A 19,902-nucleotide genomic window follows, 5' to 3' on the forward strand; every position below is an offset into this window, starting at 1 on the left:
TCGTGCGTACCGCCCTCATGCGTGTGGATGATGTTGGCGAACGAGTACACACCCTCGGTGTAACCGTTGTTCCACTGCATCGCGATCTCGACCGACAGCAACTGCCCGGGCGCGTGCGCCTCCATGGCGATCACGGTGGGGTGCACGGGCTCGCCCTTGCGCGAGTTGAGGTGCCGCACGAAGTCGACGATGCCGCCGTCGAACCGGTACGCGACCGTGCGCGGGGCCCCCGCGTCCCCGCCGTCCGCCGCGGAGGCGCCGGCACGCTCGTCGGTGAGGGTGAGAGTGAGGCCCCTGTTGAGGAAGGCCATCTCCTGGAAGCGGCGCGAGAGCGTCTCGAAGGAGTACTCGGTGGTCTCGAAGATGTCCGGGTCGGCCCAGAAGGTGATCGTGGTGCCGGTGCGGTCGGTCTCCTCGTGGCGGGCGATCGCCGCGGCCGGCTCACCGTGTTCGAAGCTCTGGGTCCACCGGAAGCCGTCCGTCCGGACCTCCGCCGTCAGGCGGGTCGACAGGGCGTTGACCACGGACAGGCCGACGCCGTGCAGGCCGCCGGAGACGGAGTAACCGCCGCCGCCGAACTTGCCGCCCGCGTGAAGGACCGTCAGCACCACCTCCAGCGCGGGGCGGCCCGTGCCCGCGTGCAGACCGACGGGGATGCCGCGGCCGTTGTCCACGACCCGCACGCCGCCGTCGGCCAGGATCGTCACGTCGATCCGGTCCGCGACGCCGGCCATGGCCTCGTCCACGGAGTTGTCCACGATCTCCTGCACCATGTGGTGCAGGCCCCGCGGTCCGGTCGAGCCGATGAACATGCCGGGGCGCCTGCGTACGGCGTCCAGGCCGTCCAGGACCTGGATCGCCTGCGCGTCGTAGGAACCGGGCGCGGGGGCAGCGTCGGTGGTGTGCAGGGTGGGGCCGGGGGCCGGAACGACGGTCTCGGTCAAGGCGATGCTCACTTTCGGACACGACGAACTCCGCTGCCGCGCACGCACGACAGCGCTGGGGACGCTGACGGGTGGGCCACTCCCGGGCATGACGAAGCACCCCCGTGGGCCACTGGATTCCGGCCGCGCACCGCGCGACCGAACTCCCCCACTGTACCGCCCCACCAGGTCGCCGTTGGGGCCAGAAGGCCTCCAGGAGGCGCCGAGAGGGACGAACAGGGGAGCCCCTTGATCCCCCTACGAAAGTTCCGCCATACAGCCGCAGAGAGCCACTGAAAGCCTCTCCCGGGTCACATCAGCCTGGCGCCCAGGCTTGATTTTCCACGGGCGCGGGCGCGCGGGGCCGGGTGGCCGACGAGGCGCTCTTGTAGGGGGCATGACCACTCCCTCACCATGACCCGCGCACGTCGCACACTCCTTTCCTTCACCAACTGCACACGGCGTACGAGGAGACGACATTGCCCCAACGCAACAGAAGGCGATCCTTACGGACGGCCCTGGCCGCCCTCACCTCGGTCCTGCTCCTGCCCTTCGGCGCGGGCGTCGCCGCGGCGGCGCCGGACCCCGGCCCCGCCCCGAGCGCGGCCGAGCGCAAGATCGAACCCGAACTCCGCGCCCAGCTCGACGAGTCGGCCAAGACCGCCTTCTGGGTCTACCTCGACAGCGCCGCCGACCTGAGCGCCGCCGGCGAGCAGCAGACCCGCGCCGCGAAGGCCGCGACGGTGCTGCGGCTCAAGAAGGACCACGCCACGCGCAGCCAGGCCGAGGTGATCAGGGCCCTCGACGGCGCGAAGGCCGACTACACCTCGTACTGGATCGTCAACGCGGTCCGCGTCGTCGGCAGCGCGAAGCTCGCCGGGACCCTCGCCGAGCGCCCCGAGGTCTCCCGGATCGAAACCGACGACGCCGTCACCCTCCCGAAGCCGGCCGAGGGCCGCCGGGAGAAGGCCACCGACGCCGTCGAGTGGAACGTCGACCGCATCAAGGCCCCGCAGGTGTGGGAGCAGCTCGGCGTGCGCGGCGAGGGCATCGTCGTCGCCAACATCGACAGCGGTGTCGACTACACGCACCCCGCCGTCAACGGCCAGTACCGGGGCCGGAACGCGGACGGCTCGTACGACCACAACTACAACTGGTTCGACCCCGCCGGCGTCTGCGCCACCGCCGCGCCCTGCGACAACAACGACCACGGCACCCACACGATGGGCACGATGGTCGGCGACGACGGGGGCGCCAACAAGACCGGCGTCGCCCCCGGAGCCAAGTGGATCGCCGCCAAGGGCTGTGAGAGCAGCAGCTGCTCCGAGGCCTCGCTGCTCGCCGCCGGCCAGTGGATCGTCGCCCCGACCGACCTGGGCGGCCGCAACCCGCGCCCCGACCTCGCCCCGCACGTGGTGAACAACTCCTGGGGCAGCTCGGTGCACGACGACTGGTACCAGCAGATCGTCGACGCCTGGCGCGCGGCCGGCATCTTCCCGGCCTTCTCCAACGGCAACTCCGGCCCGGGCTGCGCGACCAGCGGCTCGCCGGGCGACTACGCGCGCTCCTACAGCTCCGGCGCCTTCGACATCAACGGCACCATCGCCTCCTTCTCCTCGCGCGGCGCCGGCCCCGGCGGCATCGTCAAGCCCGACATCGCGGCTCCGGGCGTGAACGTCCGCTCCTCCGTCCCCGGCGGTGAGTACGCGTCCTTCTCCGGCACCTCCATGGCCTCGCCGCACACCGCGGCGACCGTGGCGCTGATCTGGTCCGCCGCCCCGGCCCTCGAGGGCGACGTGGCGCAGACCGAGGCGCTGCTCGACGGCACCGCCCTGGACACCGACAACGGCCAGTGCGGCGGCAACGCCGCCGACAACAACGTCTTCGGCGAGGGCAAGCTCGACGCGCTCGCCGCGGTGACCGCGGCTCCCCGGGGCGCGACCGGCGCCCTCGGCGGCACCGTGCGCTCCGGCACCGGCGAGCCGGTCGCCGGTGCCAGGATCACCGCCGACGGCCCGATCGACCGTACGACGACCACGGCGGCCGACGGCACGTACAGCTTCCGCTCCCTGTCGGTGGGCGAATACGCCCTGACCGCGGCCAAGTTCGGCTACGGGCAGCAGGCCGCGACCGCCACGGTCACCGAGAACGCCACCACCACGAGCGACTTCGCGCTGGCCCAGGCCGCCACCGGCAAGCTGACCGGCACCGTCTCCTCGGCCGGCGGGCCCGCCGCGGGCGCCACCGTCACCATCGTGGACACCCCGGTGACCGCCACCGCGGACGCGCAGGGCCGCTTCGAGGTCACGCTGCCGTACGGCACGTACGAGGTGAAGGCCGCCCACTCCTCGCGCTGCCTCACCGGCGGCACGGCCCGGGCGACGGTGGCCGGCGACACCACCGTCGCGGTGGTGCTGCCCGCCCGGACCGACGGCTACGGCTACGCCTGCGCCACCGCGGGCGACCGCCCGTACCAGGCCGGCGAGCGGCAGCTCGCGCTGACCGGCGACAACACCACCGAGCGCGTCGACCTGCCCTTCCCGCTGCCGCTGTACGGGAAGACGTACGCGCAGGCGTGGATCGGCACGAACGGCACGGTGAGCTTCGGCGGCAACCACACCGGTGACATCAACGGCGACATCCCGAGCGCCGGCACCCCGAACGCGGCCCTCTACCCGTTCTGGGACGACCTCGTCGTCGGCGCGGCCGGCAGCGGCTCGGGCGTCTTCACGGCGGTGACCGGCACCGCGCCGCACCGCAGCTTCGTGATCGAGTGGCGCGAGGTCGCGCACTGGTCCACCCAGAACGACAAGTTCTCCTTCTCGGCGGCGATCGGCGAGAACGGCACCGTCACGTACTCCTACAAGGGCACGGGCGGCACCGGCATCAAGGGCGGCTCGACGGCCACCGTGGGCGTGGAGAACGCGACCGGCACGGACGCCTTCAAGTACTCGTACAACACCGCGGTCATCACGGACGGCCTGTCCATCGCCTTCCGGACCACCAAGAGCGGTGTGGTCGCCGGACGCGTCCTCGACGCGAACGACGGCAAGGGCGTCGCGGGCGCCACGGTGACCGTCGGCACCGGTGACACGGCGGTGTCCGCGATCACGGCCGCGGACGGCGGGTACGTCGTCCAGAGCCCCTCCGGCTCCCAGGCGGTGGCCTTCTCGGCCCCGGCGTACGAGTCCGCCACGGCGACCGTCGACATCACGGCGGCCGACGTGTCGGCGGTGACGCGGTCGCTGCGCACCGGGAAGGTGACGGCCGCCAGGCCGGCCGTGGAGGCGGTGCTGCCGCCGGACCAGAAGCGGACCCGCACCCTCGACCTCACCAACCCGGGGCTCGGCACCGACTTCACGGTGACCGAGGACGCGGCCTGGCTGACGGTCACACCCGCGACCGGGAACCTGCCCACCGGCGGAAGGGCCCCGCTCGCCCTCGCCTTCGACACCGCGGGCCTGGCCCCCGGCACGGTCCTGACGGCCGATCTGAAGGTCGCCTCCGCCAGCGGCCGCTCGCCGGTGCTGAGCGTCCCGGTCAAGGTCGTGGTGCCGCGCTACCAGGTCGCCCTGGACGCCGGCTCCGACTACCCGGGCACCGACGCGCTCGGCGACGGCTGGTCCCCGGACCGCAAGTACCAGGCGGGTTCCTACGGTTACCAGGGCAGCTCGTCGGTCCGGTCCACCGGCCGCGCCATCGCGGGCACGGACGACCAGCGGCTGTTCCGCAACGCCCGTGAGGGCATGTACGAGTACCGGTTCGACGGCGTCCCGAACGGGACGTACACGGTGGAGCTGGGCTTCGCGGAGCTCGCGTCCACCAGGCCGGACAAGCGCGTCTTCGACGTCCTGGCCGAGGGCGTGCAGGTGCTGCCCTCCCTGGACATCGCGCTGGAGGCGGGCTCGTACGCGGCCGTCAGCCGGAGTTACACGGTGACGGTCACCGACGGCGTGCTGAACATCCGCTTCGTCACCCACAGCGGCTTCGGCAAACCGCTGGTGAACACCCTGCGCGTGACGGACCGGCCCGACAAGGGCTGACCCGACGGCGCGCTCCCCTCGGGTGGCGCGGGGCGGCCCCCGCCCCGCGCCACCCGTCTGCCGTCGACGCGCACGACAGGCCCCGTGGGCGGGCCGGAAGTTGACAACGTTTCAATTTCGGCCGGAGCAATCCGGCCGGAAGACTTCCGGCGTGATGCGACATGTGAAATTTTACATGTCACACATCAGTCGCCCGTGCCCCGGCACGCGGCCCCACCCGGCCCCGGAGGCCCCCACCGATGCTCCCCATCCGCATATCGAGGGCTCGTGCGCGCAGACTTCCCGCGCTCGGCGCAGCCGTCTTCCTCACCCTCGGACTGTTCACACCGCAGGGCCACGCCGCTCCATTCGCCCCTGCGGGCCCGGGCGGAACGAAGGCTGGCGGCGCCGCGGCGTCGGCACCGCGGTCGATCCCGGTGCCCAGGTCGCCCCACGCCACGGGCACCGGCCGCTTCCGGGTCTCCGCGGCCGACAGCGCCGAGGAATCCTCCCCGGCACCCGCGCCCGTCCTGAAGCCCGCCACGACCGGCAAGCCGAAGAAGGCCGACCAGACGGGCCAGGCGTCCTCGGCCGTCGCCGCGGACGAGTGCGGCGACCTCTCGGGCGTCGTCAACGCCACCGGGGCCGCTCTGGTCCGGCAGCTCAGGGCCCTCCCCCGGATCACCTGCACGTACCCGCTGTTCGGCCTCACCGGCGAGAGCGCGCGGAAGGCCTTCCGCGAAGCCCAGATGGTGACCGTCGCGGACGCCCTGCGCGACGCCTCCGCCACCTACCCGGGCAACAACAGCGGCGCCGTGGGGCAGTTGGTGCTGTTCCTGCGCGCCGGCTACTACGTCCAGGACAACCACGCGGACGTGGTCGGCGACTACGGCACGGCGCTGGACGGCGCCGCCCGCGGCGCGCTGGACGCCTTCTTCGCCTCCCCGCGCAGCAGAGACGTCACGGACGCCAACGGCGAGATCCTCAACGAGGTCGTCACGCTGATCGACAGCGCCCACACGGCCGGCCGCCACGCCGGTGTCGTCAAGTGGATGCTCGGCGCCTACGACGGCACGTGGCCGGCCCAGATGAACCTGGCCATGCAGCACGTCGAGTGGGTCGTCGAGAACGGCTTCAAGGCGAAGGACGACGGCCGCGGCTGGCGCGCCGCCCTCAAGGCCGACCCCGCGATCCTCGACACCTGGGCAGGCTTCATCACGCGCAACGGGGCGCAGCTGAACCGCCTGGACGTGGTCAGCAACGTGGGCCGCCACCTCGGTCACGCCCTCGACGTCCCCGAGCTCAAGGACCGGGTCCGGCCGCTGCTGAAGGACCTGGTCAACCGCTACCCCAACGTCGGCCCCACCGCGCCGATCACCATGAACCTGGGCTGGTACACGCGCCGCTTCGACCGCGGCAACTGCGCGGCGTACGCCCTCTGCGACCTGGGCGCCCGCGTGCTCCCGGCGGTCCTGCCGATCCAGCACACCTGCAACGCGGGCCTGCGGATCCGCGCCCAGGACATGTCCCCCGGCCAGCTGGCGGGCACCTGTACCAGCCTGGTCGGCCAGGACGCGTACTTCCACCGGGTCATCGGCGACGCGGGTCCGATCCCGGGTGACGTGAACACCAACCTGGAGGTGGTCGTGTTCGACGACTACACCCAGTACGCGCTGTACGCCTGGGCGATCTATGACATCGATGTCGACAACGGCGGCATGTATGAGGAGGGCAACCCGACCGTCCCCGGCAACCAGGCGCGCTTCATCGCCCACGAGGCCCACTGGCTGCGCCCGGACTTCCAGATCTGGAACCTGAACCACGAACACACGCACTACCTGGACGGCCGCCACAACATGGCCGGCGACTTCGAAGCCGGCATCACCACGCCCACCATCTGGTGGGTCGAGGGGATCGCCGAGAACATCTCGTTCGGATACCGGGGCGAGCGCAACGCGGACGCGATCGCCGCGGCGGGACGGCAGACGTACCGGCTCAGCGAGCTGTTCGACACCGTCTACGGCCAGGAGGAGGACCCGCAGGTGAACTCGGACCGGGTCTACCGCTGGGGCTTCCTCGCCGTCCGGTACATGCTCCAGGCGCACCGCGCCGACGTGGAGACGGTGCTCGGCAGGTACCGGGCCGGTGACTGGAGCGGGGCCCGCACCTTCCTCAAGCAGACCATCGGCACCCGCTACGACGCCGGCTTCGCCACCTGGCTGGCGACCGCCTGCGCGACGGACGACTGCGGCCCGCTGCCGGAGGCGCAGGCGCCGTCCGCGCCGCTGTGCACCTTCGCCGACACCCGCCAGTTCAGCGAGAACTGCCGCCGGGACGGCCTGTCGGCCTCCGCCGGCAACTACAGCTACCACTTCGTGTACCTGCCGGCCGGCGTCCGCCGGCTGACCATCACCAGCAGCGGCGGCACCGGCAACGCCGACCTGTACTGGGGCGGCACCAGCTGGGCCACGACCGGCAGCCACCAGGCGAAGTCCGTCACCGCCGGCAACGGCGAGACGCTGACGATCGACAACCCGCCGTCCGGCTGGGTGTACTTCAGCCTCGCCGCCGCGCAGGACTTCAGCGGGGTGAGCGTCTCCACCCGGACCGGGTGAGACACCTGCGGGGGCCGGCCGGGCCGGCCCCCGCGGCACGCACCGCCGGAACGGCGGGGCGGTCAGAGGACCAGGTCGTCGTGTTCGTCGAAGATCCAGCCGTCCTCGTACAGCACCTCGAACAGGTGGCCGTCGGGGTCGGTGAAGTAGCCGCTGTGCCCCCAGGCGTTCGGTCCGGCCGGCCGGGTGACCACGGCCCCCAGCCCGGCGGCCCTGGCCATGACCTCGTAGACCTCGTCGGCGCTGCGGGCCACGTACGCCAGGGCGAAACCGGCGAAGCCGCCCGGTCCCCCGTCCTCCAGGCGGGCGTCGGCCGCGAAGGCCGGCCGGGACTGGAACGCGACCGCGACCCCGCCCAGTTCGAACAGGGCGAACTCCTCCGAGCCCGCCGCGGACCTCCGCCAGCCGAGCGCCTCGTAGAACGCGACCGAGGCGGCGACGTCGCGCACGCCCAGGAGGACCAGGTTGAGCCGCTGCCGCATGTGTTTCCCCATCCCCTGACGACCGGCATCCGCGTCGCCATCCTGCCATCCGCGGATCAGCAGCCGGCGGTGAGGCCCGCGACGTGGCGGACGCGGGCCGACGCGGGCCGGGCGGCCGTGAGAGGCTCGTCCCGCCAGGAGCCGGCGATGTCCGCGTCAACAGGGGGAACGATGCACATAGGGGTCTACCTCGCACACCCGCGGGCAGGGAGCTTCAACCACGCGCTGTTCGACGCCGTGGTGGGGGAGCTGCGTGCGCGAGGGGCGGCGGTGTCGGCGCACGACCTGTGCGCCGAGGGGTTCCCGCCGGTGCTGTCCGCGGACGAGACGGAGACGGTCGGGGCGGCGGCGCGGGCACACGACGCCCAGGTGTCGCTGCACCGGGCGGAGGTGGCCACGCTCGACGCCCTGGTGTTCGTCCACCCGAACTGGTGGGGCATGCCGCCCGCCGTGCTCACCGGCTGGGTGCAGCGCGTGCTCGCGCCCGGTGTGGCGTACAAGCTGGGCACCGCGGACGGGGAACCCGCCGGGCTGCTGCGGGCGGGGCGGGCACTGGTGCTGAACACCTCCGACACGCCCGCGGACCGCGAGGCGAGCGAGTTCGGGGACCCGCTGCACCGGATCTGGGCGGCATGCGTCCTGCCGTACGTGGGGGTCGAGGACGTACGGCGGACCGTGTTCCGCACGGTCACCGACTCGTCGGACGTGGAGCGCGCGGCGTGGCTGGCCGAGGCACGGCAGCAGGCGGCCGCGCTCCTGGCCTGACGCGGCGGGCCGGGCCTCGCCGCGCTACCGCCTCGCCGCGCTACCACTCCGGGTGGACGTCGTGGCTGTCGTAGCGGGTGCCCGCCGGGGTGATCCAGGGGCGGAAGCGGCCGGGGCCCGTGCTCTCCGGGCTGTAGCCGACCACCTCGCCCGTCTCGTCGGTGACGATCACCGCGCCGGACTTCTGGGCGCTGCGCAGGGCGTGGGTCCAGTGGCGGCCGCGGTGGCCGGTGCGGTAGTCGGGGGTCTTGCACTGGGACATCGTTGCTCACCTGGTGGAACCGAGTGGGGGGTGGGTGGGGAGGGCGTGTCGGCAGCGCCGAACTTGTCCTTATACCCACTCGGCCGCGATTCGAACGTGCGTGCAGGAGGGCCTGCCGCCCGCGCGGGGACGCGGGCGCCAATTGACTGGCGCGGGTCGCGGCGGCGGGGGATGATCCCGCACGTCCGCGCCGCCCAGTGAGGGAGCACCGTCGTGATGAGCGTTGCCGCGTCCGAGCCGTCGGGAGAGCTGCCCGCAGTACGGGTGGCGGGCGGGCTGGTGCGGGGGTGCCGCGAGGCGGGGGTGGCCGTGTTCCGCGGCATCCCCTTCGCGGAGCCGCCGGTCGGAGCGCTGCGGTTCGCCGCGCCACGGCCCGTACGCGGCTGGGACGGGGTGCGGCCCGCGGTGTCGTACGGTCCTCCGCCCCCGCAGGGCGGCCACTTCGGCATGGACGCGCTGGCGGCGGACGCGGCGGGCGACGACTGGCTGACGGTCAACGTCTGGTCGCCCGATCCCGGCCCGGGCGCGGGTCTGCCGGTGATGGTGTGGATCCAGGGCGGCGCGTACTCGATCGGGACGTCCGGGCTTCCCGAGTACGACGGCGGCCGCCTGGCGCGGGACGGCGTCGTGGTGGTGACGTTCAACTACCGCGTAGGGCTGGAGGGTTACGGCCTGTTCGAAGGGGCGCCCGCGAACCGGGGCCTGCTGGACCAGATCGCCGCCCTGGAGTGGGTGCGCGAGAACATCGGGGCGTTCGGCGGGGACCCGGGCCGGGTCACCGTCTTCGGCCAGTCGGCCGGTGCCGGATCGGTCGCCGCGCTGCTGGGCGCGGGGCGCGCCGCCGGGCTGTTCCGGCGGGCCGTGGCGCAGAGCGTCCAGGGCACGTTCTTCACACCGGAGCTGGCCGCCGACATCGCGGGCGCCTGCGCCGCCGAGCTGGGGCTGCGGCCCACCGCGGCGGACCTCTCGGGGGTGGACCCGGCCCGGCTGGCCGCCGCCGGGGACGCGATCGGCGCCAAGGCCGGTCAGTGGGCGGACCGTTGGGGGCCGGCCGCCCACCGGGCGATCCCCTTCTCGCCGGTCGTCGACGGCGAGAGCCTGGCCGCCACGCCCTGGCGGGCCCTGGCGGACGGCGCCGGCCGGGACGTCGACCTCCTCGTCGGCCACACGCGGCACGAGACCCGGCTGCTGGCGGCGCTCGACGGGGTGCTCGGCCAGGTCACGCCGGAGCAGGCGGAGGCCGCGCTGCGCGTCTACGGGCCCGGCCCGGACGCCGCGCTCCGCTACCGCGAGGCGTTCCCCGACGCGGGGCCGGAGGAACTGTACGAACTGGTCTGCTCCGACTGGCTGTTCCGCATGCCGTCCCTCCATCTCGCGGAGGCGCAGGCCGCCGCCGGGGGCCGGGCGCACGTGTACGAGCTGGCCTGGGCCGCCCCGGGCATGGGCGGCACCCTCGGCGCCTGCCACGGTCTCGACGTGCCGCTGGTCTTCGGCAACCTCGACCGCGGCCGGCCGGCGGTGCTGATCGGCGAGGGGCCGAACCCGGAGGCGGAGGAGCTGTCCGCGCGCATGCGCGCCGCGTGGACGGCCTTCGCCGCCGGCGGCGACCCGGGCTGGCCCGCGTACGACCCGGGGCGGCGCGCCGTGCTGCTCCTCGACACGGGGCCGGCCGTGGCCGCGTACCCGGAGGAGGCCTCGCGCAGGCTCTGGCGGGACCACGCGTTCCGCGCGCTGCCGCTGGTGGGGCGCCACGTCGTGCGGGAGGCCGGTGCGCGCGACGAGTAGCGCAGCCGCGCCGGCCTCTCCCCCGTCACAGACCGGTCACGGACACCACACGGCCGCCCTGCGCCCGCGACCATGGCGCGATGCGCACACACCACACCGCCGGCGTGCTCGTGGCGGCCGCCGCCCTGGCCATCACCGCCTGCACGCCGCAGGCCAACGGGAACGGCAAGGCCCCAGAGCCCGGCTCGCCCTCTCCGACCGCCTCCGCACCCGGCGCCGCCACGCCGGGCGCGAAGGCGGACACACTGCCGGACCTCGTCGGGAAGGGGCTCCAGACCGCTCAGGACGAGGCGCAGGCCGCCGGCTTCCACGCCTTGACGTCGCACGACGCGCTCGGCCGCGACCGGCTCCAGGCCCTCGACCGGAACTGGAAGGTCTGCTCGCAGACCCCACCCGGCGGCGGCGTTGTGGACACCGACACCACGATCGACTTCGGCGCCGTCAAGCTGGAGGAGACCTGTCCCGCCGTGGACGCGCCGGGGCCGAAGCCCGTCGGCGCGACCATGCCGAACTTCGTCGGCCAGGGCATGAAGGCCGTCCGCGCTTCCCTGCCCTCCAACGCGTCGATCATGGTGACGGACGCGCTGGAGAGCCGCATGGTCCTTCAGGAGTCCAACTGGAAGGTCTGCACGCAGGACCCCAGGGCGGGGACGAAGCTCAACGGGCGGCCCGTCGCGTTCACCGTCGTCAAGACCGACGAGACCTGCCCCTGATCACCCGCGCGATCGGCCGGAGGGTTCCGGCTACCCCTCCGCTCGGGTCCAGAACTGGCGCGGCGCGAAACCCTCGCGCCGGAGCCAGTGCTCCGTGTAGACGATGCGCTCGGCCTCGATGACGACGAGCGGGCCGGTCGGGGGCTCGTCCAGCGAGCGCGACCGTTCGACGTGGTCGGACTGCCAGCGGAAGGCCGGCCAGTAGCGCTCGTACTCCGGGTCGGTCTCGGACAGGACACGGGCCCGGCCGAAGAGCTGGGCGCCCCGGCTGCTCGCCTGGCCGACCAGGGGGGCGAAGACTCCCACCGACACGCGGGGATCGGCGGCCAGGTTCCGCATCTTCGGCGAGCCGGGGGCCGTGGAGAACATCACCGCGAAGTCGAGGTGGAAGTACCGCACCGGGGTGGCGAGCGGCCCGTCCGGTCCGGCCGTCGCGAGCACGCACATGTTCTGCGACGACAGCAGGTTGAGTATCCGTTCTTCCAGGCGGCCGCGGTCGAGGGGCTTCTTCGGGGGCGGGCCCGCCAGCCAAGGATTCGTCGTGGGCATGATCAAGTTTCCCACCTCTCCCGCCACGGGTACACGTCAACTGCCGCGGGCCCGCAACGGGATGCGCGCGGCGCGCCTAGGGTGCGGGCGTGACGGGTTCCTGCCCGGCCGGCACGGGACGTACGGCACCGGGCTCGGCGTCCTCCGGGCGGGGCCAGTAGCGGCCTTCGAGGCCCTCGGCGCTGCGATTGAGGCGGACCAGTACGTCCTCCAGCTCGCGCACCTCCTCGGGGGACCAGTCGGCGACCACCCGGGCCAGGCACGCCCGGTTCACCTCGCGGTCTCCGGCGAGCCGGCGGCCGCCTTCGTCGGTGATGCGCAGCTTGCGGGCCATGCCGCCGTCCGGGTCGGCGACGCGCTCGGCCAGTCCGCAGCGCAGCAGCGCGGCCGTCTGGCGGTTCACGGTGGAGGTGTCGAGCCCGAAGGCCTCGGCCAACTGCCCGATGGACATGGGGCCCTGGGTGTCGATCCGGCTGAGCAGCAGGTACGCGGACCGCTCCAGGCGCTCGGGGTCGCGCTCGCGCCGGGCCAGCACCTGGTGCCGCGAGAGCAGCATCAGCTCCCGCTCCAGTCTCTCCAGCACTACGCCTCCCGCTCCTTCCGGCGCCCCATTATCGCCGACCCGGCGGCCCCGGGACCCCGCCGGGGTGCGGCAATATGCATGATACATAGCGTGTGTACTATGCACTTCTCGTTGCCACCCGACGAGCCACAGCCTCAACCCGGAGGACCCGCATGACCGTCACCACGTCCACCGCCTCCCGCGCGGCCGAGATCCTCTCCCGGCCCGTCACGCTGAACGGCCTGACCGTCCCCAACCGCATCGCGATGGCCCCGATGACGCGGATGTTCTCCCCCGGCGGCGTGCCCGGCGAGGACGTGCGGGCGTACTACGCCAGCCGGGCCGCCGCGGGAGTGGGCCTGATCGTCACCGAGGGCACCTACGTGGGCCACGAGTCCGCGGGGCAGAGCGACCGGGTGCCGCGGTTCCACGGCGAGGAGCAGCTCGCGGGGTGGGCGAAGGTGGCCGCGGCCGTGCACGAGGCGGGCGGCACGATCGTGCCCCAGCTGTGGCACATCGGCATGGTGCGCAAGCAGGGCCAGGAGCCGTACGCCGAGGCGCCCGCGATCGGCCCCTCCGGCATCCGCGTCGACGGCACCGAGGGGACCGGCAGGGCGATGACCCGCGCCGACCTCGACGACGTCATCGGCGCCTTCGCCGACGCCGCCGCGGACGCCGAGCGGATCGGCTTCGACGGCGTCGAGCTGCACGGTGCCCACGGCTACCTGCTCGACCAGTTCCTGTGGGAGCGGACCAACCGCCGCACCGACGCCTACGGCGGCGACGCGGTGGCCCGTACGAAGTTCGCTGCGGAGATCGTGGCCGCCGTGCGGGAGCGCGTCTCGGCCGGCTTCCCGGTGATCTTCCGCTACTCGCAGTGGAAGCAGGAGGCGTACGACGCCCGGCTCGCGGAGACCCCGGAGGAGCTGGAGGCGATCCTGGCGCCGCTGGCGGCGGCCGGCGTCGACGCGTTCCACGCGTCCACGCGGCGCTACTGGCTGCCGGAGTTCGAGGGCTCGGACCTCAACCTGGCGGGCTGGACGAAGAAGCTCACGGGCCGGCCGGCCATCACGGTCGGGTCGGTCGGCCTCGACGGCGACTTCATCCGTGCCTTCGCGGGCGAGGGGGCGGCGCTCGGCGACATCGAGAACCTGCTGGACCGCATGGAGCGCGAGGAGTTCGACATGGTCGCCGTGGGCCGGGCGCTGCTCCAGGACCCGCAGTGGGCGGCCAAGGTCCTGGGCAACCGCTTCGACGAGCTGAAGCCGTACGACGCGGCCGCGCTGAGCACGCTCAGCCGGTAGCCGGCGGCTTTCGCGGGGCTCGGCTGCCGCCCGCAGGGAGGGGCGGCGGCCGTTGCGCCCGGGGCCACGCCGGCGGTCACCGGCTCGCCGCGGGCACCGGCCTGCCGCCGCTGCTGCGCGCCCTGGCCAGGTCATGCCCCGGCGCCTACGTCGCCGCACGGCTGTCCGCGGCACCCACCCGGCACCGGGCCGTCGCCACCGCCCGGGCCCGGCCGACGACGTACCCGCCCACGCCCTCCACCTGGCCACCCGCGTCCGCCCACTGGAGCGGACCACCTGCCTGGTCGACGCCTCGGACGACGCCCTCCCCGCATCGCCCGCACCCTGGCCGGCCTCCCGGCCGACTCCACCCTGGACGCCGGCCCGGCCGTACGCGACCACCTGCGCGAGGCGGCCGCCGCACCCTGCGCGCCACCGGCTGGAACACCGGCCCCGGGGTCACGAGGGGCTGACCCGTCCCGGCTTCACCCGGTCGATGAATCCGAACACGCCGGGGAGTCCCTCGACTTCCACCCTGGAGCCCACCGGGGCGACCCCGACGACGGTCACGTGCAGCTGCTGGTGGTCCTGGAAGTCCATGTCGGGTCTCCGTGCCTTCCGGAGGGTTCGGGGCCGTCCGGCGGCCGCGTGGGATGCTGGGGATGTGGAGTTCAGCTTCGAGGCCGAGTTGTGGATCTGGGATGCCCGGCGGGACGACAGCTGGGTGTTCGTCAGTCTGCCCGGCGACGTGTCCGAGGAGATCCGGGATCTGGGCGACGGGACCCGCCGTGGGTTCGGGTCGCGGCGGGTGCGCGTCACGGTCGGGGGGAGCACCTGGCTGACCTCTGTGTTCCCGGACAGCGCGCGGGGGTGTTTCGTCCTCCCGGTCAAGCGTGCCGTGCGCCGGGCCGAATCCCTCGACGTCGGCGACATCGCGGCGGTGACCGTGGAGCTGGTCGACCTGTAGACCGGCGGGCGCGGCCGTCAGGGGGTGGGGCCCACCGGGAGCAGGAGGCCGCCGGTGAGGTGGAGGAGCTCCTCGGCCGTGGTGGGGAACACGGTGTGCGGGGTGCCCGCGGCCGCCCAGACGCGGGGGTACTCCGTGAGGGCTTCGTCCACGACGGTGGGGAGCCGGCTGGGGTGGCCGACGGGGGCGACGCCGCCGATGGCCTGGCCCGTGGCCTCGCGGACCTGTTCGGGAGTGGCGCGGCGGAGCGCGGGGCGTTCCCAGCGGGCGGCCAGGGCAGCGGTGTCCACCTTGTGGCGGCCGCTGGTGAGGACCAGGACCGGCTGGTCGCCCGAGAGGAACACCAGGCTGTTGGCGATGGCGCCGACCTCGCACCGCAGGGCCGAGGCGGCCTCGGCCGCGGTCCGGGCGGACTCGGCGAGTTCCCGTACCCGGCCGGGGATGCCTGCGGCCGCCAGGGCGCGCGCCACCTCCCGGCTCCGGGCGGGCAGCGGGGCGGGGGCGGAGGTGTACGGCTCGGACTCCACGGGTCTCCTTGGCGGTTGGGGCGGGGAGGGTGATGCGGTGCGGTCGGCGGGGGGGGTTCGCCGATCATGCCGTGATTGTGCCGCGTACGGGAGGGCGGTCGGGCCGTACCGGGGCGCGGGAATGCGGTCGCGTGGTGGCCGGCCGTCCGCGTACGGTCCGCGGATGACCAGGACCACGCCGGCCAGGCCGGTGCCCGTGGAGGCCGTGTTCCCCGAACTGGCCCGCCACCGGGGCCGGACGACACGCCTGCACCCGAGGCCGGGGCGGCCCGGTGTGCGGGACAGCCATGTCGGCGGGCCGATGCTCTGACCATTACCAGGGGGACCTGTCGATCCCGCCCGGCTGGCGGGTCGGTGGCTTTCCCGGCTGGGCCTCGACGGGCCCGATGTCCATCGGCTGCGGGTCCTGCGGTGCGGAGTCGCGGCTGCTGCTGACCGCGGGCGGCGACGAGGCGGACGCGGACTCGCACAGCTGGGTGCCGGTGGAGGACCGCGACCCGACCCTGCGGGGCAGGTCCTCCGTACGGGGCTGGGCGTCCCTGGTACGACCGACCCGGCTCCGCTTCGGCCGGGACCGGGACCTGCACGTCTTCACCTGCCCGGCCGACCCCGGCCACCCGCCGGAGTGGGTGCTGACCTGACCCCGCCCGCCCTCGGGGCGGGGCCCGACTGGCGGGCCCCCGCGGGCCGGAGGGCCGGAGGCCGGTCGGATACTCGGCGGATGGACAGCACCTCGATCCGGAACTCCTACGACGCGGTCGCGGACGTGTACGCCCGCGGCTTCACCGCCGACCTGGCCTCCAAGCCGCTGGACCGGGCCATGCTCACGGCCTTCTCCGAGCAGGTCCCGAAGGAGGCTCCGGTGGCGGACGTGGGGTGCGGGCCCGCCCAGGTGGCGTGCTACCTGGCCGACCTCGGCGTTCCGGTCCTGGGCCTGGACGTGTCGCCGGGCATGGTGGAGGTGGCCCGGGCCCGCCGGCCCGGACTGGACGTGCGGGTCGGATCGATGCTGGACCTCCCGTTGGGCGACGGGGAACTGGCCGGCGTCGTGGCCTTCTACTCGCTGATCCACCTGCAGGTCGACGAACGGCCCGCGGCCTACGCGGAGTTCGCCCGGGTGCTGCGGCCGGGCGGACTCGTCCTCGCCGCCTTCCACGCGGGCGAGGAGACCCGGCACCTGGACTCCTGGTTCGACCGGCCGGTCGCCCTCGACTTCTTCGCCCTGCGCCCCGACGAGGTGGCCGCGGGCCTCACCGCTGCCGGCTTCTCGGTCGAGGCGACGCTGATGCGGGGGCCGTACCCCGGCGAGGCGGACACGGAACGCGCGTACCTCGTGGCGCGCAGGCTGGGGTGAGCCGAGGGGCGCCCCGCCCGTCCCCGGCGGCTCACCGGCGGGCCCCCGCCGGGGGCCCGCCGCCCCGACAGGCCCCGGGGGGGGGCGACCTGGGTCCGGCGGACAGGCGAGGCTCGGGCCAGGGCTACAGGCGCGCGGACGGACGGGGCGGTCCGGGCGGGCTGTCGGAGGGCCGTCGGCCGTGGGGCGGCGGACGCCCGGATTCCGCCGGCGGCGACGGCACCGCCAGTCGCGCCCCCGCAGTCCGTGGTTCGCGGAGCACCGTGGGGGGCGGCCGACGCGTGAAAGGCATCACACCGGGCCGGGCGGGAGGCCCGTGATCGCTGGGGATCGCCCGCCCTCCGCCCACCTGGGCGGAATGACCCATTCCGAACATCACATATGGTGTGACGCCCATACTCGTGCGCCCTCTGCGGCGCCAGGAGACGGAACAGGTCCCGTCAGCCGCAGGGAGAGACCCGTCATGACCACTGGGCGCGAGCGCGCCGCCGCCGACCGGCGCAAGCGCATCACGAGGACCGCCGCGCTGACGGCCGCGGCCTGCGTGGGCGCCGCCGCGATGGTGGTCGCCTCGGCCACCGGTGGTCTCGGGGCGGCGGACAGCGCCGCGGGCGCCGACGCGCGTGCCGCGCAGGACTCCCCCGAGGGCATACCCGGCACCGGGACCGTGCTCCAGGTGGTCGCCCACCCCGACGACGACCTGTACTTCATGAACCCGGACATCGAGCGCTCGATCAGCGCCGGCCACGCGCTGACCACCGTGTTCCTCACCGCGGGCGAGTCGGACGGGATCAACGGGCAGGCGGGCGAGACGGGCAGGCCGCCGGCGCCGGCCGGACCCGCCGCCGCGGACGGGGCGGCCGGAGCGGCCGTTCCCGGGGGCGCAGGTTCCGGCGGGGCCGCCTCCGGAGAGGCGGGGACCGGAGACACCGGTTCCGGCGGGGCGGGGGCCGCGGAGGCCGCCTCCGGGAAGCCGGGGTCCGGTGACATGCGCTCCGGCGCGGCACGGAGCGGGGAGGCCGCTGCCGGCGAGGCGGGGTCAGGGGACGCCGGCTCGGGTGAGGCGGCGACCGGCGGAGCCGGTACGGCCGCTGCCGGGGAGGCCGCTCCCGGGGACACCGGAGCTTCCCGCGCCGCGCAGCCCGGAGCTTCCCGCGCCGCGCAGCCCGGGGCTTCCGTGCCCGCTCAGGCCGGTGGCCGGGCCGCCCGTACCCGGGAGGGCGGCCGCGGGGCCGGCATACCCCGCCAGGCCGTCGCGGTCCGGCCCGCCGCCGACAAGGCCGCGTACGCCGAGGCCCGCCAGAACGGCATACGCGCCGCCTACGCCCGCATGGCCACCGGCGACCGCGCCGCGCGCTGGACCCGTACCGTCATCCCGACCGCCGGCGGCGGGCAGGCCGAGCTGGACGTCCTCACCGCGAAGCCCACGGTCCAGCTCGTGTGGCTCCAGATACGCGAGGCCGGCGACCCGTACCGGCCGAAGCCGGAGAGCCTCACCGGCCTCTGGGACGGCGCGACCGGCTCGCTCGGCACGCAGCTGTCCGCCGGCACCCCGGTGACCGGCACCTTCTCGTACACCAAGGACCAGGTCGTCAGCACCCTGGTCGGCCTCCTGGAGCGGTTCCGGCCCACCCTCGTCCGCTCCCAGGACCCCACCCCGGGCCGCCACCCGGACACCGGGCGCCTCACGGACCACCAGGACCACATGTACGGGGCGCGCTTCCTCCAGGCGGCGCTGGCCCGGTACGCGTCGGACGCCGGGCGGCGCACCCACTTCACGGTGCAGAACTACCTCGGCTACCTCACCGGCTCCCTGCCCGGCGCGCTCGCCCCCGAGCTGCACCGGAGCAAGCTGGACGTCCTGGAGACGTACGCCTGGATGGACCGGCAGAACTACTGCCACAGCCCGTCGGGCTGCGGCGACCTGAACGTCGCCGCGCGTCCGGGCGGCAACCGCTGGGCGGAGACCATCCGTTACGCGCGCGACAACGGCACCGGGTGGCTGGTCCCCGGACCCGGCCGATCCGCCACGGCCTTCGCCGTCCTCGACGGGCGGATGGCCGTCTGGCGGCGCCCCGACTCCGCGGACGCGAACGCCCGTTGGGCCGGTCCGTCGTTCCTCCCCGGCGCCGGCATGGACCAGGGCGCGACGGCGGTACGGCTCCCCGACGGGCGGATCGCGGTGTACGGCACCCGTACCGTCCTCGGGCTCACCGGGGCGGACTACCGGCGCGAGGTCGTGACCGCCGTGCAGACCGCGCCCGGCGGGGCGTTCGGCGAATGGCGGTCCCTGGGCTCGCCGGAGCCGGACGACGCGAAGTGGACGTCCGACATCAGCGCCCCCGCGGTCACGCTCGACGCCTCGGGCCGTGCGACGGTGTACGTGCGCGACGGCGCCCACACTCTGCGCGCCGCGGTCCAGGCCCCGGACGGGACCTGGGGTCCCTGGGAGCACCTGGGCGGGGAGGGGTTGCAGGGCAACCCGGCCGCCGCGGTGGACGCGGACGGCCGGAGCTACGTGTTCGTCAACACGCCCGCGACGGTGCTGGGCTGGGTGTGGGACGGCGAGGCGGGCCGGCTCACCGGGCCCGGGGCGACCGGCCTGCCGGCGACGACCCTGCCGCTGACGGCGGTGCCGGACGGATCCGGGGTGCGGCTGTGGTTCCGCAAGCCCGGCTCGGGCACGGTCCGTACCGCGGTGGCCTCGGTCGTGCAGAAGATCCTGGCGCTCTCGCCGGTCACCGACGTGGACGGCAGCGCCGGCGGCTACGGGCCGGTCACCGCGGCCGGCGACGTGGTGGCCGGGCGGTCGTCCGGCGGCGGCCTCGGCGCGTCGCTGGGCGCGGGGCTGCCCTGGCAGCAGGCACCGGTGGTGCTGTTCGACGGCTCGCCGTCCGCGGCCGTGGGCGCGGACCGCTCGGTGGGCGTGGCCGCCGTCGGCCCCGACGCGCGGCTGTACTGGGCCACCGCCTCCCCCGGTCCCGGCGCGGCCCTGTCCCCCTGGCGTCCGGTGGGTCCGCCCAACCGCTGACGCAACGGCGTTCGGCCGCGCACGTACGGCAGACCCGCCGGGCGGCCCGCGGTGCCCGGCCG

At 74.4% G+C, this 19,902-nt stretch carries 18 protein-coding genes; 11 read left to right on the plus strand and 7 right to left on the minus strand.

Translation table 11 applies throughout. The annotated features are described in order from the left end of the window. Positions 1–1,034 (minus strand): ATP-binding protein (locus ACIQUR_RS29600; protein ID WP_403670676.1); only part of this gene is annotated, 1,034 nt, incomplete at its 3' end. A 368-nt stretch (positions 1,035–1,402) separates the two neighbouring features. Between ACIQUR_RS29600 and ACIQUR_RS29605 the strand changes: the two genes are divergently transcribed. Together ACIQUR_RS29605 and ACIQUR_RS29610 are read left to right on the plus strand one after the other, a co-directional pair. Then, positions 1,403–4,966 (plus strand): S8 family serine peptidase, encoded by a 3,564-nt coding sequence (locus tag ACIQUR_RS29605; protein WP_403670679.1) that lies wholly within the window; start codon positions 1,403–1,405, stop codon positions 4,964–4,966. Between the two features lie 416 nt (positions 4,967–5,382). Continuing rightward, the gene (locus ACIQUR_RS29610; RefSeq protein WP_403670681.1) at positions 5,383–7,560 is read left to right on the plus strand and encodes a collagenase; all 2,178 of its coding nucleotides are present in this window, start codon (positions 5,383–5,385) and stop codon (positions 7,558–7,560) included. Between the two features lie 62 nt (positions 7,561–7,622). On the opposite strand, the gene ACIQUR_RS29615 is transcribed toward ACIQUR_RS29610, so the two are convergent. Continuing rightward, positions 7,623–8,042, minus strand: a complete 420-nt coding sequence (locus ACIQUR_RS29615; protein WP_403670684.1) for a VOC family protein — start codon at positions 8,040–8,042, stop codon at positions 7,623–7,625. A 147-nt stretch (positions 8,043–8,189) separates the two neighbouring features. Here ACIQUR_RS29615 and ACIQUR_RS29620 point away from each other — a divergent pair, with 147 nt between their 5' ends. Beyond that, positions 8,190–8,807: an NAD(P)H-dependent oxidoreductase gene (locus ACIQUR_RS29620; RefSeq protein WP_403670687.1), complete on the plus strand. Its 618-nt coding sequence runs from the start codon at positions 8,190–8,192 to the stop codon at positions 8,805–8,807. A 40-nt stretch (positions 8,808–8,847) separates the two neighbouring features. On the opposite strand, the gene ACIQUR_RS29625 is transcribed toward ACIQUR_RS29620, so the two are convergent. Continuing rightward, positions 8,848–9,069 (minus strand): hypothetical protein, encoded by a 222-nt coding sequence (locus ACIQUR_RS29625; protein WP_403670690.1) that lies wholly within the window; start codon positions 9,067–9,069, stop codon positions 8,848–8,850. Positions 9,070–9,285: 216 nt separating this feature from the next. On the opposite strand from ACIQUR_RS29625, the gene ACIQUR_RS29630 reads away from it, so the two are divergent. Both ACIQUR_RS29630 and ACIQUR_RS29635 read left to right on the plus strand, forming a co-directional pair. Then, positions 9,286–10,854, plus strand: coding sequence for a carboxylesterase/lipase family protein (locus tag ACIQUR_RS29630; RefSeq protein WP_403670693.1), 1,569 nt, complete (start codon positions 9,286–9,288; stop codon positions 10,852–10,854). An 80-nt stretch (positions 10,855–10,934) separates the two neighbouring features. Then, a complete protein-coding gene (locus tag ACIQUR_RS29635) occupies positions 10,935–11,567 on the plus strand; it encodes a hypothetical protein (protein ID WP_403670696.1) in 633 nt (210 codons plus the stop codon). Between the two features lie 30 nt (positions 11,568–11,597). Here the strand turns inward: ACIQUR_RS29635 and ACIQUR_RS29640 are convergent, their stop codons facing one another. After that, a complete protein-coding gene (locus tag ACIQUR_RS29640; RefSeq protein WP_403670699.1) occupies positions 11,598–12,116 on the minus strand; it encodes a pyridoxamine 5'-phosphate oxidase family protein in 519 nt (172 codons plus the stop codon). 76 nt (positions 12,117–12,192) lie between these two features. Continuing rightward, a complete protein-coding gene (locus tag ACIQUR_RS29645) occupies positions 12,193–12,696 on the minus strand; it encodes a MarR family winged helix-turn-helix transcriptional regulator (RefSeq protein WP_403671127.1) in 504 nt (167 codons plus the stop codon). 155 nt (positions 12,697–12,851) lie between these two features. Between ACIQUR_RS29645 and ACIQUR_RS29650 the strand changes: the two genes are divergently transcribed. After that, a complete protein-coding gene (locus tag ACIQUR_RS29650; protein WP_403670702.1) occupies positions 12,852–13,982 on the plus strand; it encodes an NADH:flavin oxidoreductase in 1,131 nt (376 codons plus the stop codon). A gap of 438 nt (positions 13,983–14,420) precedes the next feature. Here the strand turns inward: ACIQUR_RS29650 and ACIQUR_RS29655 are convergent, their stop codons facing one another. After that, positions 14,421–14,561 carry a hypothetical protein gene (locus tag ACIQUR_RS29655; RefSeq protein ID WP_403670704.1) on the minus strand — a complete coding sequence of 47 codons (141 nt, stop codon included), beginning with the start codon at positions 14,559–14,561 and terminating at the stop codon, positions 14,421–14,423. A 64-nt stretch (positions 14,562–14,625) separates the two neighbouring features. On the opposite strand from ACIQUR_RS29655, the gene ACIQUR_RS29660 reads away from it, so the two are divergent. Beyond that, positions 14,626–14,928 carry a DUF1905 domain-containing protein gene (locus ACIQUR_RS29660; RefSeq protein ID WP_403670707.1) on the plus strand — a complete coding sequence of 101 codons (303 nt, stop codon included), beginning with the start codon at positions 14,626–14,628 and terminating at the stop codon, positions 14,926–14,928. Positions 14,929–14,945: 17 nt separating this feature from the next. Here the strand turns inward: ACIQUR_RS29660 and ACIQUR_RS29665 are convergent, their stop codons facing one another. Beyond that, a complete protein-coding gene (locus ACIQUR_RS29665) occupies positions 14,946–15,455 on the minus strand; it encodes a YbaK/EbsC family protein (protein WP_403670710.1) in 510 nt (169 codons plus the stop codon). A gap of 163 nt (positions 15,456–15,618) precedes the next feature. Here ACIQUR_RS29665 and ACIQUR_RS29670 point away from each other — a divergent pair, with 163 nt between their 5' ends. The 4 genes from ACIQUR_RS29670 (at position 15,619) to ACIQUR_RS29685 (ending at position 19,840) form a co-directional block, all read left to right on the plus strand. Beyond that, on the plus strand, positions 15,619–15,765 hold the full coding sequence (locus tag ACIQUR_RS29670; protein WP_403670713.1) for a hypothetical protein: 147 nt from the start codon (positions 15,619–15,621) through the stop codon (positions 15,763–15,765). Positions 15,766–15,841: 76 nt separating this feature from the next. Then, a complete protein-coding gene (locus ACIQUR_RS29675; RefSeq protein WP_403670716.1) occupies positions 15,842–16,096 on the plus strand; it encodes a hypothetical protein in 255 nt (84 codons plus the stop codon). A gap of 80 nt (positions 16,097–16,176) precedes the next feature. Next, positions 16,177–16,809, plus strand: a complete 633-nt coding sequence (locus tag ACIQUR_RS29680; protein ID WP_403670719.1) for a class I SAM-dependent methyltransferase — start codon at positions 16,177–16,179, stop codon at positions 16,807–16,809. A gap of 463 nt (positions 16,810–17,272) precedes the next feature. Continuing rightward, complete coding sequence (locus ACIQUR_RS29685; protein WP_403670722.1) at positions 17,273–19,840, plus strand: PIG-L family deacetylase; 2,568 nt, start codon at positions 17,273–17,275, stop codon at positions 19,838–19,840. The last annotated feature ends 62 nt before the right edge of the window (positions 19,841–19,902 follow it).

This window comes from Streptomyces sp. NPDC101132, from assembly GCF_044759225.1.
Classification (GTDB): Bacteria; Actinomycetota; Actinomycetes; order Streptomycetales; family Streptomycetaceae; genus Streptomyces.

Bases quoted from the DNA above. Each gene is read 5' to 3' on its own strand.
- ACIQUR_RS29620 (WP_403670687.1), top strand. From the start codon at position 8,190: ATGTCCGCGTCAACAGGGGGAACGATGCACATAGGGGTCTACCTCGCA.
- ACIQUR_RS29630 (WP_403670693.1), top strand. From the start codon at position 9,286: ATGAGCGTTGCCGCGTCCGAGCCGTCGGGAGAGCTGCCCGCAGTACGG.
- ACIQUR_RS29615 (WP_403670684.1), bottom strand. From the start codon at position 8,042: ATGCGGCAGCGGCTCAACCTGGTCCTCCTGGGCGTGCGCGACGTCGCC.
- ACIQUR_RS29650 (WP_403670702.1), top strand. From the start codon at position 12,852: ATGACCGTCACCACGTCCACCGCCTCCCGCGCGGCCGAGATCCTCTCC.
- ACIQUR_RS29625 (WP_403670690.1), bottom strand. From the start codon at position 9,069: ATGTCCCAGTGCAAGACCCCCGACTACCGCACCGGCCACCGCGGCCGC.
- ACIQUR_RS29670 (WP_403670713.1), top strand. From the start codon at position 15,619: ATGACCAGGACCACGCCGGCCAGGCCGGTGCCCGTGGAGGCCGTGTTC.
- ACIQUR_RS29680 (WP_403670719.1), top strand. From the start codon at position 16,177: ATGGACAGCACCTCGATCCGGAACTCCTACGACGCGGTCGCGGACGTG.
- ACIQUR_RS29640 (WP_403670699.1), bottom strand. From the start codon at position 12,116: ATGCCCACGACGAATCCTTGGCTGGCGGGCCCGCCCCCGAAGAAGCCC.
- ACIQUR_RS29685 (WP_403670722.1), top strand. From the start codon at position 17,273: ATGACCACTGGGCGCGAGCGCGCCGCCGCCGACCGGCGCAAGCGCATC.
- ACIQUR_RS29635 (WP_403670696.1), top strand. From the start codon at position 10,935: ATGCGCACACACCACACCGCCGGCGTGCTCGTGGCGGCCGCCGCCCTG.
- ACIQUR_RS29655 (WP_403670704.1), bottom strand. From the start codon at position 14,561: ATGGACTTCCAGGACCACCAGCAGCTGCACGTGACCGTCGTCGGGGTC.
- ACIQUR_RS29675 (WP_403670716.1), top strand. From the start codon at position 15,842: ATGTCCATCGGCTGCGGGTCCTGCGGTGCGGAGTCGCGGCTGCTGCTG.